The sequence below is a fragment of the Mycolicibacterium septicum DSM 44393 genome (genome assembly GCF_000455325.1).
Taxonomy (GTDB): Bacteria; Actinomycetota; Actinomycetes; order Mycobacteriales; family Mycobacteriaceae; genus Mycobacterium; species Mycobacterium septicum.
On the sequence record NZ_HG322951.1, the window covers coordinates 1,346,243 to 1,358,818 of the forward strand.

12 protein-coding genes and 1 pseudogene are annotated in these 12,576 nt (G+C 68.2%); 7 read left to right on the forward strand and 6 right to left on the reverse strand.

The window, feature by feature from the left end:
• Nucleotides 1-747 (reverse strand): SDR family NAD(P)-dependent oxidoreductase, encoded by a 747-nt coding sequence (locus TX88_RS06145; RefSeq protein ID WP_084621824.1) that lies wholly within the window; start codon nt 745-747, stop codon nt 1-3.
• 62 nt (nt 748-809) lie between these two features.
• On the opposite strand from TX88_RS06145, the gene TX88_RS06150 reads away from it, so the two are divergent.
• Nucleotides 810-1,481 (forward strand): hypothetical protein, encoded by a 672-nt coding sequence (locus TX88_RS06150; RefSeq protein ID WP_409365851.1) that lies wholly within the window; start codon nt 810-812, stop codon nt 1,479-1,481.
• A 53-nt stretch (nt 1,482-1,534) separates the two neighbouring features.
• Nucleotides 1,535-2,431, forward strand: a pseudogene (locus tag TX88_RS35635) (13E12 repeat family protein); the annotation flags it as partial.
• A 545-nt stretch (nt 2,432-2,976) separates the two neighbouring features.
• On the opposite strand, the gene TX88_RS06160 reads toward TX88_RS35635, so the two are convergent.
• Genes TX88_RS06160 through TX88_RS06180 form a run of 5 tightly spaced genes read right to left on the reverse strand, consistent with a single transcriptional unit; the run spans nt 2,977 to nt 8,810 of the window.
• Nucleotides 2,977-3,171 carry a ferredoxin gene (locus TX88_RS06160; protein ID WP_084621975.1) on the reverse strand — a complete coding sequence of 65 codons (195 nt, stop codon included), beginning with the start codon at nt 3,169-3,171 and terminating at the stop codon, nt 2,977-2,979.
• A gap of 5 nt (nt 3,172-3,176) precedes the next feature.
• Nucleotides 3,177-4,382, reverse strand: coding sequence for a cytochrome P450 (locus TX88_RS06165; RefSeq protein WP_044515418.1), 1,206 nt, complete (start codon nt 4,380-4,382; stop codon nt 3,177-3,179).
• Nucleotides 4,383-4,391: 9 nt separating this feature from the next.
• A complete protein-coding gene (locus tag TX88_RS06170) occupies nt 4,392-5,198 on the reverse strand; it encodes an alpha/beta fold hydrolase (RefSeq protein ID WP_409365852.1) in 807 nt (268 codons plus the stop codon).
• Nucleotides 5,199-5,218: 20 nt separating this feature from the next.
• A complete protein-coding gene (locus TX88_RS06175; protein ID WP_044515421.1) occupies nt 5,219-7,225 on the reverse strand; it encodes an MMPL family transporter in 2,007 nt (668 codons plus the stop codon).
• Complete coding sequence (locus TX88_RS06180; protein ID WP_044515422.1) at nt 7,218-8,810, reverse strand: Na+/H+ antiporter; 1,593 nt, start codon at nt 8,808-8,810, stop codon at nt 7,218-7,220. Before TX88_RS06180 ends, TX88_RS06175 begins: the two co-directional genes overlap by 8 nt.
• Before the next feature lie 43 nt (nt 8,811-8,853).
• Here TX88_RS06180 and TX88_RS33175 point away from each other — a divergent pair, with 43 nt between their 5' ends.
• From TX88_RS33175 to TX88_RS06205, 5 genes are read left to right on the forward strand one after another with little or no spacing between them, the layout of a single operon-like run.
• Complete coding sequence (locus TX88_RS33175; protein ID WP_084621976.1) at nt 8,854-9,156, forward strand: UBP-type zinc finger domain-containing protein; 303 nt, start codon at nt 8,854-8,856, stop codon at nt 9,154-9,156.
• Nucleotides 9,157-9,180: 24 nt separating this feature from the next.
• The gene (purT, locus tag TX88_RS06190; RefSeq protein ID WP_044519146.1) at nt 9,181-10,485 is read left to right on the forward strand and encodes a formate-dependent phosphoribosylglycinamide formyltransferase; all 1,305 of its coding nucleotides are present in this window, start codon (nt 9,181-9,183) and stop codon (nt 10,483-10,485) included.
• A gap of 36 nt (nt 10,486-10,521) precedes the next feature.
• A complete protein-coding gene (locus tag TX88_RS06195) occupies nt 10,522-10,938 on the forward strand; it encodes an Rv0361 family membrane protein (protein ID WP_110918019.1) in 417 nt (138 codons plus the stop codon).
• Nucleotides 10,935-11,348, forward strand: a complete 414-nt coding sequence (locus tag TX88_RS06200; protein WP_044515427.1) for a rhodanese-like domain-containing protein — start codon at nt 10,935-10,937, stop codon at nt 11,346-11,348. Before TX88_RS06195 ends, TX88_RS06200 begins: the two co-directional genes overlap by 4 nt.
• A gap of 18 nt (nt 11,349-11,366) precedes the next feature.
• A complete protein-coding gene (locus tag TX88_RS06205; RefSeq protein WP_044515428.1) occupies nt 11,367-12,575 on the forward strand; it encodes an O-succinylhomoserine sulfhydrylase in 1,209 nt (402 codons plus the stop codon).
• Nucleotide 12,576 lies beyond the last annotated feature (1 nt).

A 12,576-nucleotide genomic window follows, 5' to 3' on the forward strand; every position in this document is an offset into this window, starting at 1 on the left:
CTAGATCGCGGTGCGACCGCCATCGGCCGCCAGCACCGCGCCGTGGATGAAACTGGCGCTGTCGCTGACCAAAAACCCGATGGTCTGCGCGATTTCGGAGGGATCGGCGACACGCCGCGCCGGTGCCTGGGCGGCGAGCGCGGCAAGACGATCGGTGCCGTACTGAGCCGTGGTGCCCTCGGTGAGCGTCGGTCCCGGAGCGACGGCGTTGATCCGGACGCCCTTGGGTCCGTATTCGGCAGCCCAGGATTTGGTCAGCAGATTCAACGCGGCCTTGGATGAGGCATATACCGCAGAACCCGGTGCACCGAACATGGAAACCATGGTGCTGACGTTGACGATCGCGCCGTCGCCGCGTTTGGCCATGGCCGGTGCCACCGCGCCGACGAGGAAGAACGGAATCTTCACGTTGAGGGCGTAGCAGTCGTCGAAATCCTGCTCGGCGATCGTCGCGGTGGGCCCGAAGACCGCGATGGCGGCGTTGTTGATCAGGATGTCGATCTGGTGGGCGACCGCGAGGGCGTCCTGTACCAATGCGTGGGCGCTGGCGGCGTCGGTCAGCGTGGCGCCGAGGAAATCGGCGGTGCCGCCGGCCCCGCGAATCTCGGTCACCACCTGTGCCCCGCGGTCCGGGTCACGACCGCTCACCAGAACATGTGCGCCGCGTTCGGCGAGAAGCGTTGCGGTGGCGTGGCCGATGCCGCTCGTCGCTCCGGTGACCAATGCGGTTTTCCCACTGAGAGACACCCGGCAATCCTAGGGGGCCGAATGTCGTCGCAGATGAGCGGTTGAGGTGTCACGATGACGCCGTGGTTCAACAACACTTGCACCGCTTGTCCACGCCGCGAGCGGCTGCGTTGGCGGGGGTTCTGTTCGCCGTGCTGTTCGGGGTGGCCCTCGTATTGATCCGCACCGCGTTGCCCGAGGGAGCCGAGCCCGGTTCGCAATGGGTCGACGGCGCGACGACTCGGCTGCGGGTGGCGTCGGTGTTGATGCCGTTCGCCGGTATCGCGTTCCTGTGGTTCATCGGCGTGGTGCGCGACGGCTTCGGCCGCTACGAGGACCGATTCTTCTCGTCGGTGTTCCTCGGCAGCGGAATCCTGTTCTTGGCGATGATGTTCGTTTCATCGGCCGTCGGTGCCGGGTTGATCGCCAGCCGGGCGGGGATCAGCGACGCCACCGCCTACAGCCATGTCGCCACGTTCGGGCAGATGGTGCTGATGGCGTTGAGCAAGACGTACGGCGTCCGGATGGCGGCGGTGTTCATGATGTCGTTGGCGACGATCTGGCTGAAGACGGGTCTGATGCCGCGCCCGCTGGTGTACACGACTTACCTTGTCGCGGTGGCTCTTCTGATCGCCGGCAATGTCAGCATGTGGATTGTTCTGGCGTTCCCGCTCTGGGTGTTCGTGGTCAGTCTGCTGATCCTGATCCGGGCCGGGGTGATCGACCTGCCGGGCGAGCGGGAGCATCCCGCGTAGCGCCCAGCGTCGATCGCCCACGGGTGTCGGTGGGTGGTGGCATAATCGAACGTATGCTCGACACTGATTCGGATGTGGCGTTGATCGACAGGATCAGTGTCACCGCGCGGGCGGAGTCGGTGGCGATCGCGGCCCGGTTGGCTGCGATCGGGGCCTTGGATACTCTGCGCGAAATCGAGTTGGCCGAGTCGATTTTCTGGCGTACCGATCCGTTCGAGGAGGTCGCCGCCGAAGTGTCGGCCGCGTTGCGGATCAGCCAGGGCCGCGCCGGCACCCAGGTGCACCGGGCTCGGGTGTTGCGCGACAAGCTGCCGTTGGTGGCGGCCCGCTTCGCGGCCGGGGACATCGACTACCGGGTGGTGTGCATGATCATCGCCCGTACCGGCATCGCCGATCCAGAGGTGTGGGCGGTGTTGGATGCGGAGTTGGCGGCGCGGGCGCATCGGTGGATGCGGCTGTCGGAACCCAAACTGCGGGATCGGGTGGATCAGTGGATCGCCAAACTCGATCCGAACGGGGAGCGGGTGCCGCCGAATCTGGTCGAGGAGCGGTTCGTGCAGATCGAGCCGCACAGCCCGGGTAGGGCCTCGGTGTGGGGCAACGTCGATGCCGCCGACGGGGCGGCGTTGAATCAACGCCTCGATGCCCTGTCGGCGACAGTGTGTGAGAACGATCCGCGTACTCAGCAGCAGCGCCGCGCTGATGCGGTGGGTCCGTTGGCTCGGCTGGAATCGCACCTGCCGTGCCTGTGTGGGCTACCGGATTGCCCGGCAGGAGAGAAACGAGCCGCCGCCACCGCCGCGGTGATCCATGTGCTGGCTGACCAAGCCACATTGGATGGCACCGCTGATGATCCGGGCTATCTACCCGGCCATGGCATCCTGCCCGCCCAGAACGTGCGCGACCTCGCGGCTACGGCCAAACTCAAGCCGGTGCCGATACCGACCGTCCCCGCTGAGCCGGGGTATCGCCCGTCGGTGGCGCTCTCGGAATTCATCCGGTGGCGGGACCTCACCTGCCGCTTCCCTGGCTGTGACGCCCCGGTCGAACGTTGCGACATCGACCACACGATGCCCTATCCGTTGGGCCCGACCCATCCGTCCAACACCAAGCTCTACTGCCGGACCCATCACTTGGTCAAAACCTTCTGCCCCGGATGGTCGGATCGCCAATTACCCGATGGCACCGTCGAAATCACCGCACCCACCGGCCACACCTATGTCACTGAACCCCACGGCGCCGGCCTGTTCCCGGCCTTGGGTCAGCCGACCGGGGAACTGAACCTGCCCGAACCCCCCGGCCGCGAGTCCGGGCCGCGCCGCGATGATGCCGAGACGTCGTCAAACCCGCGAACAAGACCGCCAAGACCGCATCAGCGCCGAACGGCGTCAACGCGCCGAACTCAACAACGACCTCGAAGTCGAACGCCAATACCAAGCCTGGCTCGCCGAAGAATACGGACCACCCCCACCGTTCTGAACGGTGCGGCCCGACTTCACTCCCCGGTGAGCTTCAATGCCGATGCGGGGCACAGCTTGACGGCCTGGCGCGCATGGTCGATCTCATCGTCGGGAACCTCGTCGACGAGGACTTCGACCACACCGTCGTCGTCCTGGTCGAAGATGACGTCGGAGATCATCACGCAGTTGCCCGATGCGATGCAGGCGTCCTGATCTGCTTCTACTTTCATGGCATTCACCACGTTACCGCCAATGATTTGAGCCCGTAGATGAAGTGAAAAGACCGGTATTGCACTGAGTCGAAGGGTTCGGCGAGCGCCAGGGTGGGGAAGCGGCGCAGCAGCGCGGGAATGGCGATCCGCATCTCCATGCGGGCCAGCGGAGCGCCGAGGCAATGGTGCACGCCGTGGCCGAAGGCCAGATGTCCGGGCGCGCCGCGGCGGATGTCGAGAACGTCAGGGCTGTCGATGAACTCGGGGTCCCGGTTGCCTGCGGGCAGCGAGGCGAAGACCAACTCACCTGCGGAAATCCGCACCCCGCCCACCTCGACGTCGGTGGTGGTGAAGCGGGGGATGGCGTTCTGCACGATGGACAGCCAGCGCAGCAGTTCCTCCACGGCCGGGCCGACGGCGTCCGGGTCGTCGCGCACCGCGGCCAACTGCTCGGGGTGGCGCAGCAGCGCCAGGACACCCAGGCCGAGCATGTTCGACGTGGTCTCGTGCCCGGCGAGGAGTAGCAGACCGGCGATGCCGACGAGTTCGTCGTCGCTCAATTCGGCGCCGTGATCGCGGACCAGCATGCCGAGGATGTCCTCACCCGGATCCCGGCGGGCCCGCCGGACGAGGCCGCGCATGTACTCACGGCTCTGCCGTTGCAGCGCAAGGCGTTCCGCGATGGGCAGGGACAGGTCGAGCTGGAGCGTCGAGCGATGCTGGAAGTCGTCGCGGTCCTCGTAGGGGACCCCGAGCAGTTCGCAGATCACCAGCGACGGGATGGGGAGCGCGAAATCGGCCACCAGATCCGACGGTGGGCCGGCCGCGGTCATCGCGTCGAGGCGGGAGTCGACGATCTCGACGATCCGAGGCTCGAGCCGCTTCATCCGGCGGATGGTGAACTCGGCGGTGAGCATGCGGCGCAGCCGTTGATGCTCGGGCGGGTCGAGGCCCAGCAGGTTCCCGGCCCGTGCGCTGGCCAATTCGTCTTCGGACATCTCGGGCGCCCCTGGCAGGGTGAAACCCGGTGGTCTGCTGTTGGAGAACCGCTCGTGGTCACTCAGCACCGCTTTGACGTCCTCGTGGCGGGTGATGAGGTGCACGGGGTTGCCGAGCGCACTGATGACGGTGCGCACCCCGTCGGCTTCACGGATCTCGGCGAGTTCCGGTGTCGGGTCGAACGCATTGCGCCGCATGTGAAGTGGCGGCAGGGTGACCGGCTCAGTCATGCCTAGACGCTACACGCGCCCGAGGAAGTCCCTGATCAGGGTGTTGGTGAGGGCCGGATTCTCCAGGGCGGCCAGATGCGCGACGCCGTCGAGAACCACGAACTCGGCTCCCGGGATGGCGTCGGCCATGGCCTTGGTTTCGGTGAGCGGGAAGGTCGCGTCCTCGGCGCCGGCGACAACGAGCACCGGGGTTCGTACCTGTGAGAGCAGGCTCCGCTGATCGGGGCGTCGCGGCACGACGCTTCGCACTGCCCACGCGCTCGAATCGATGTCGACCTGGTGTGCGGCGTCGCCGACGAACGCGACGACTTCTGGGCGAACACGCATCGACGTCGGTCCCAGGAACGCCTTGAGCACCGACCGGGTGAGAGGGCCGCGGATGCCGTTGAGCACTTTTGCCGCCCGGAGCAGCAGCCCGTACTCGAACCGCTGACGCCTGCCTGCGGCCGACGCCGTGCAGTTCATCAACACGGCCCGGCCGATGCGGTTCGGGTACAACGCCGCGAACGTACCGCCGATCATCCCGCCCCACGAGTTGCCGACGAAATGTGTGCGTTCGACCCCCACGCCGTCGAGGATGTCGGCGACGGTGCCCGCGCAGTCGGTGAAACTGAATGGCGCGGTGAGCTTTTCGCTGCGCCCGTGGCCGGGCGGGTCGACCAGGATGACCCGGTGGGTGGTGCCGAACTCCGCTGCCTGTGCGGCCCACATGTCACCCGTCATCAACAGGCTGGGCCAGAACACGATCGCCTCACCCTGGCCGGAGACCTGAACCCGGAGCCGACCGAGCCTGGTCGGCAGCGTCAACTCCTCCACGGGCGACATGGTGGGCAGCCCTAGCGCTCGGCGTTCAGGCCCGGCCACCAGATCCGCGGGCCGATCAGCGTGAACAGCGCCGGGATGATGACGGTGCGGACGACGAAGGTGTCCAGCAGGATGCCCAGGCCGACGATGATGCCGAGCTGGGTCAGCACGATCAGCGGCAGCACGCCCAGCACGCAGAACACCGCTGCCAGCACCACACCGGCGCTGGTGATCACCGCACCGGTGGCCGAGACCGCGCGCACGATGCCCTGCCGTGTGCCGTATTCCGGGGTCTCCTCGCGGGCCCGCGTCACCAGGAAGATCGTGTAATCCACGCCGAGGGCCACCAGGAACAGGAAGGCGAACAGCGGGGTGCTGTTGTCCAGTGCCGGGAAGCCGAACACATGCACGCTGGCCCAGCCGCCCAGACCGAGCGCGGCCAGCGCGCTCAGCACCGTGACGCCGACCAGCACCAGCGGTGCGAGCGCCGAGCGCAGCAGCAGGTAGAGCACCGCCAGAACCACTGCCAGGATCGCCGGGATCACCACGAGCCGGTCGCGCTGGGCCGCCGCGGCGGCATCCCTGGCCTGGGCGTCGGACCCGCCCACAACCGCGGTCCGGTCCGCGGACCGCACCGAATCACGCAGGGCGTCAATGGTTTCGAAGGCCTCGTCGGAAGCTGGTTCGGCCTTGAGTACCACCGACCATTGGCTCAGCCCGGTCGGCGACTGGCCGGCGGGCGAAGCGGAGACGACGCCGGGGGTGTCGGTGATCGCGCGCTGCACCGCACCGGCCTTGCCGGTGGAGGCGATGACGCGGGTGGGGTCGGTCAGGCCGCTCGGGAAATGCGCGGCCAGTGTCTGGTATCCGGTCACCGATTCGGCCTGCACCCGGAACTGCTCGGTCTGGGTCAGTCCGATCGGCGTGGCCAGCAGCGCGGTGCACAGCACGGCCAGGCCGGCCAGCGAGGCCACCGCGACGCGGGCGGGTTTGCGCGCCACGGAGTCCGCAATCCGGTGCCAGAAACCGCTTTCGGTCAGCGGCGTGGCGCCGACCTTGGGGATGAACGGCCAGAACAGCCGCTTGCCGCACAGGGCGAGCAGTGGCGGCAACACGACCAGCACGAAGATCGCGGCGACCACCAGACCCGATGCGGCCTGCACGCCGAGGCTGCGGTTGCTCGGCGCGGAGGCGAACAGCAGTGTCAGCAGGGCCAGCACCACGGTGGCGTTACTCGCCACGATTGCCGGGGCGGCGGCCCGCACCGCAACCACGAGGGCTTCGCGGTGCTGTTCGGTCCGCCCCAGCTCCTCCCGGTACCGCGAGATCAACAGCAGCGCATAGTTGGTGCCCGCACCGAACACCAGCACGCTCGTGATACCCGACGTCGAACCGTCCGGGCTCAGGCCGAATCCGGAGGCCACCGCGGTCCCGACGACGGCGCCCACGCGATCGGCGAAGGCGATCACCAGCAGCGGCACCAGCCACAGCACCGGCGAGCGATAGGTGACGATCAGCAGCAGCGCCACCACCGCGGCGGTCACCGCGAGCAGTGTGATGTTCGCTCCGGCAAACGAATTGGCGATGTCGGCACCGAACGCGGGGCCGCCGGTGATCTCGGCCCGCAGCTCGGCAGGCAAGCCGTCGGTGGCGGTGGCGCGTAGATCTTTGACGGCGTCATTCAGCCCGAAGCCCGACAGGTCGGCCTTCAGCGGCACGGTGACCACCGCGGCCTTGCCGTCGTCGGAGACCACCAGCGGCGGGCCGGGCACGTCGGTCATCCGGTGGCGCGCATCGACGGTGGCGTCGACGTCGGCCATGGTGAGCTCACCGCCGTCGGCCCGGGTGACCACCAGGATCGCCGGAACCTGGTCTCCGCCGGGGAAATCGGCCCGCAGGGCGTCGGCCCGCGCCGACTCGGCGTCCGACGGGACGGCGACGGGCGACTGCGAGGCGGCGTCACCGCCGCTGAGCAGGCCCAGTAGACCGCCGGAGACCACCACGACCAGCACGGCCAGCCACGTCAGACGCCTAATCACGATTCAGTGTCGCCTCTTCCAGATCGAGCCCATGCAGCACAGTACGCAGGACCTCGTCATCGATGTGGCCCGCGTCGCGTTCGGCGATGAACGTGTCCCGTTCGGCGGCAAGCATTTCCAGTCGCAGCCGGCGGAATGCGGACGTCGGGCTCTCGCCGATGTCGGCGTCGTCGCGGCCCAGCCGCTCCCAGGCGGCATTGCGGCGCCGGGTGTTCCAGGCCCGCAACACGTCGGCGGCGCGCTGGGGCACGTCGTTGGTGGCTGATTGCTCGGCCAGCAACGCGTCGAGTCGCTCGGCTGCGGCACGGGCGGCCTTGTCCTGCGCGGCGGCGGTGGCGATCGCATCGCTGTGTGCCTCGTCGCCCTGGGCCCCGAGGACCCGGATGAACCACGGCAGCGTCAGCCCGTGCAGCAACAGTGTGCCGACCACGACGACGAAGGTCAGGAACACCAACTGCGGGCGACCGGGGAAGGGATCACCGGCCAGGGTGGTGGCGGGTACGGCGAACGCGGCGGCCAACGACACGACGCCGCGCATACCCGCCCAGGCCACGATGAACACCTGAGCCCGGGACGGTTCGGGTTCGTGATCGCGGATCCGCTTGGACAGCATGCGGGGCAGGTAGGTGGACAGGTAAACCCACACCATCCGCACCCCGATCACCGTGGTGAGCACGGCCGCCGAGGAGATCGCCAGGGTGGCGGCCGAGATCCCGGCCAGCTCGGCGATCACCTTGGGCAGTTGCAGGCCGATCAGCAGGAACGCGAACGATTCCAGGATCAGCTGCAGGGCCTTCCACACCGCCTTGTCCTGGAGGCGCGTCGCGTAGCCGGCCTGGGTGTCGCGCTGGCCCAGCAGCAGGGCCGCCACCACCACGGCGATCACGCCCGAGCCGTGGATCTCCTCGGCCAGCAGGTAGATGAAGAACGGCGCCACCAGGCCGATCGCGCTTTCGACCAGCGGGTCGTCGAGCCGGGTGCGGATGAAGTTCACCGCCATGCCGACCAGCCAGCCCACCACGACGCCGCCCACCGCGGCCAGGGCGAATGTGCCCAGCCCGCTGCTCCAGGTGGCGGCGGTGCCGATGGCGGCACCCAGAGCCACCTTGTAGGCGGTCAGCGCGGTGGCGTCGTTCAGCAGGCTCTCGCCGCCCAACAGCGTCATGGTGCGTCGTGGCAGCCCGAGCCTGCGGCCGACGGCGGTGGCCGAGACGGCGTCGGGCGGGGCGACGATGGCACCCAGGGTCAGAGCCGCGGCAATGGTGAGCTCGGGCACGGTGTGGAAGGCGACGATGCCGACGACGAATGTGGTGGCCAGCGGCAGCCCGACGGCAAGGAACCCGATCGGGCGGATGTTGCGGCGCAGCGCCACGTAGCTGCTCTCCAGCCCCGCCGACCACAGCAGCGGCGGCAGGATCACGAAGAGCACCAGGTCGGGATCCAGGTGTACGTCGTGGAAGCCGGGTAGCGCGCTGCCGGCCAGGCCGGCCACCACCAGCGCCAGTGGCGCCGAGACGTCGAAGCGGCGGGCCACGGCGGCCAGCAGAACTGCGGCGACCAGAGCCGCCAGGAGTGAGGCACCCACGTTGTCGTTCCTCCTTCGTGTGCCGTGCCTATCCTTGATCAACATGTTGAGGAGATCACGCCGGCGGGAGCAGAATCCGGCGCCTCGCACCTGCGAACATCTCGATGCGGCGGTCGACGAGCCGCAACCGCTGACCCCCGGGAAGTGCCAGGAATGCGAGCAAGACGGCGAGACCAACTGGGCGCATCTGCGGATGTGCCTCACGTGCGGTCACGTCGGTTGCTGTGACTCGAGCCCGCATCAGCATGCCACCAAGCACTTTCACCAGAGCGGTCATCCGGTCATGCGCTCGGCCGAACCCGGTGAGAGCTGGCGTTGGTGCTATATCGACCATCGAGTCGGGTGACGATCTGGCAGGCTGGTGCGTGCGATGAGTGAATCGATTGAGGACGCGCAGACCGATGACCTGACCGACGGCCAGGTCGACGGTGCCGAAGATGCTCCGGCCGAGGCCACGACCGACGGATCAGAAGAGCGGACGGACGCCGCCAAGCCGACCGAGCCTGCGGCGACGGTGCTGCTGCTGGGTTCGGGCGACCTGAGCCGTGAGCTGGCGCTGGCGTTCCAGCGGCTGGGCGGCGTCGTGGTGGCCGCCGACCGGTACTACGCGCCCGCCCACGGCGTCGCGGACCGCTCCGCGGTGATCAAGATGAACGACGCCGAGGAGCTCGCCGCGCTGATCGAGCGGGAGAAGCCGCGTTACGTGGTCGCCGAGTCCGGCGTCATCGCCGCCGACGCACTGGTCGCGGTGGCCGAGCGGGGCGACATCGAGGTTCTGCCCGCCCCGCGCAGCATCCGGCTCAGCCAGGACCGCGAGGGCCTGCGCCGGCTGGCGTCCGACGAGCTGGGCCTGCCGACGGTGCCGTTCTGGTTCGCCGGGTCGGTCGAGGAGCTGACCGCGGTCGCCGAGCATGCCGGCTTCCCGCTGGTGATCAAGCCTGTGGTGGGCGCGCAGCGCGACGGCGAGTCGGTGCTGCTGCGCCCCGATGACGTCGAACCCGCCTGGCAGCGTGCGACCACTGCCGGACACATCGCCCACAACCGGGTGCTGGCCGAGTCCGTCGTCGAGGTCGAGTACGAGATCACGATGCTGACCGTGCGTACCACCGGCCCCTCCGGCCCCGGCGTGCAGTTCTGCGAGCCGATCGGGCACCGTCAGGTGGGAACCGACGTGCTGGAGTCCTGGCAGCCTCAGCCGCTGACGCCGGCCGCCCTGGACGCCGCGAAGTCGATTTCCGCGCGGATCGTCAACTCCCTGGGCGGCCGCGGGGTGTTCGGGGTCGAGCTGCTGGTTCAGGGCGACGACGTGTACTTCTCCGACGTGCGGATCCGTCCGCACGACAGCGGCCTGGTGACCCTGCGGTCGCAGCGGTTGTCGGAGTTCGAGATGCACGCACGGGCAATCCTGGGCCTGGCCGTGGACACCATCATGATCTCTCCGGCGGCTGCCGAGGTCAGCTACGGTGGCGCCGATTCCGGCGAGCTGTCGGGCGACATCAGCGCGGTGCTGGAAGAGGCGCTGGCCACCTCGGAAAGCGATGTGCGGCTGTTCGGTCGCCCCGGTGAATCCGAACCTCCGCGGCGTCTGGGTGTGGCGTTGGCCACCGCTCCTGACGTGATCATCGCCCGTGACCGCGCCCGCCGGGTCGGCACCGCGCTGCGCAAGTTGCGGTAGTAGGCCGTGGACGAGGAAGAGCAGGATCGGCCCACGATGGCCCCGTTCCTCGGGGCGTTGGCCGTCATTGTGCTCGCCGTGATCGTTGTGGTCCTGCTGAACAGCTTCGGCACCGACGGGCGCAGCGAGGAACAGAAGGTCAGCCTCGCCGCGGTCGGCCAGAACGACGCGCTGCAGCGGGAGAATTTCAGCGAATTCTCCGGCTACACCTGCGCCGCCCAGCGCGGAGCCGAGGCAGATTTCATTGCCCGTCAGCGTGATTCGGTGGCCAAACAGGGGGCCAGGTACGTCGACGACGTGACCGCGGTGAAGGTCGACGGGGACCGGGCCACGGCAACCGTGGTCTACCACTTCGGCAATACCCCTGACGCGAAGGTGAACACCGAGGCGACGTTCGTGCGTGAGGACGGCGAATGGCGCGTCTGCTCGAGTATGGGAGACTCACGCCCGTGAGCTATGCGGGAGACATCACGCCCGAGGAGGCCTGGAAACTTCTGAGTGAGAATTCCGAGGCCGTGCTGGTGGACTGTCGAACTGACGCCGAATGGCGCTTCGTCGGTGTGCCGGACCTGTCCACCCTTGAGCGTGACGTGGTGTACGTGGAATGGAACCGGAACGACGGCAGCCATAACGATGGGTTCGTCGACGATCTCCGGGCGTCTGGCGTGACGCCGGGCGAGCGGCCGGTGGTCTTCCTGTGTCGCTCCGGCAACCGTTCGATCGGCGCCGCCGAGGCCGCCACCGCGGCGGGCATCGCGCCGTCCTACAACGTGCTCGACGGATTCGAGGGCAATCTGGACGAGAACCGCCACCGTGGCGGTACCGGTTGGAAGGCCGTCGGTCTGCCGTGGAAACAGAGCTGAAGTAGAGCTGAGAGTCTCATGACTGACATCCCATCTGTCCGGATCCCGGCTGCCCTGCCCGAGGGCGTCAGCCAGGCCACCATCGGTGTGCGCGGCGGTCTGCTGCGTTCGGAGTTCGAGGAAACCGCCGAGGCGATGTACCTGACCTCGGGGTACGTCTACGAGTCCGCGGCCGCGGCCGAGAAGGCGTTCACCGGCGAGATCGACCGCTTCGTCTACTCCCGCTACGGCAACCCGACCATCTCGATGTTCGAGGAGCGCCTGCGGCTCATCGAGGGTGCACCCGCGTGCTTCGCCACCGCCACCGGCATGGCGGCGGTGTTCACCGCCCTGGGCGCGCTGTTGGGCGCCGGCGACCGCCTGGTGGCCGCCCGCAGCCTGTTCGGGTCGTGCTTCGTGGTGTGTAACGAGATCCTTCCGCGCTGGGGTGTCGAGACGGTGTTCGTCGACGGTGACGACCTCTCGCAGTGGGAGGAGGCGCTGTCGGTGCCGACGCAGGCGGTGTTCTTCGAGACGCCGTCGAACCCCATGCAGTCGCTGGTCGATATCGCCGCGGTGTCCGAGCTGGCGCATGCCGCCGGTGCAAAGGTCGTGCTGGACAACGTCTTTGCCACTCCACTTCTGCAGCAGGGCATCCCGCTCGGTGCGGATGTGGTGGTGTACTCCGGTACCAAGCACATCGACGGTCAGGGCCGGGTGCTGGGCGGGGCGATCCTGGGCGACAAGGAGTACATCGACGGCCCGGTGCAGAAGCTCATGCGCCACACCGGCCCGGCGATCAGTGCCTTCAATGCCTGGACGCTGCTGAAAGGTCTTGAGACGCTTGCGGTCCGGGTGGATTACTCGAACCGTTCGGCGCACACGGTGGCCGAGTTCCTGGAGTCCAAGGCCGGCGTGAACTGGGTCAAATACCCGTTCCTGGAATCACATCCGCAGCACGACCTGGCCAAGCGCCAGATGCGCGGCGGCGGCACCGTTGTCACCTTCGAGCTGGACGGCGGCAAGGACCGCGCCTTCGAGGTGCTCGACAAGCTGCGCGTCATCGACATCTCCAACAACCTGGGCGATGCCAAGTCCCTGATCACCCACCCGGCCACCACCACGCACCGGGCCATGGGCCCGGAGGGGCGCGCCGCCATCGGGCTCGGCGACGGCGTGGTCCGCATCTCCGTGGGTCTGGAAGGCACCGAGGACCTGATCGCCGACCTGGACCAGGCGCTGGGTTAGC

What these genes read in the sequence shown, in the direction of transcription:
- TX88_RS06165 (WP_044515418.1), bottom strand. Translation starts at nt 4,382, where the DNA reads ATGACTGAGCCGGTCACCCTGCCGCCACTTCACATGCGGCGCAATGCG.
- TX88_RS06160 (WP_084621975.1), bottom strand. Translation starts at nt 3,171, where the DNA reads ATGAAAGTAGAAGCAGATCAGGACGCCTGCATCGCATCGGGCAACTGC.
- TX88_RS06205 (WP_044515428.1), top strand. Translation starts at nt 11,367, where the DNA reads ATGACTGACATCCCATCTGTCCGGATCCCGGCTGCCCTGCCCGAGGGC.
- purT (WP_044519146.1), top strand. Translation starts at nt 9,181, where the DNA reads ATGAGTGAATCGATTGAGGACGCGCAGACCGATGACCTGACCGACGGC.
- TX88_RS06195 (WP_110918019.1), top strand. Translation starts at nt 10,522, where the DNA reads ATGGCCCCGTTCCTCGGGGCGTTGGCCGTCATTGTGCTCGCCGTGATC.
- TX88_RS33175 (WP_084621976.1), top strand. Translation starts at nt 8,854, where the DNA reads ATGTTGAGGAGATCACGCCGGCGGGAGCAGAATCCGGCGCCTCGCACC.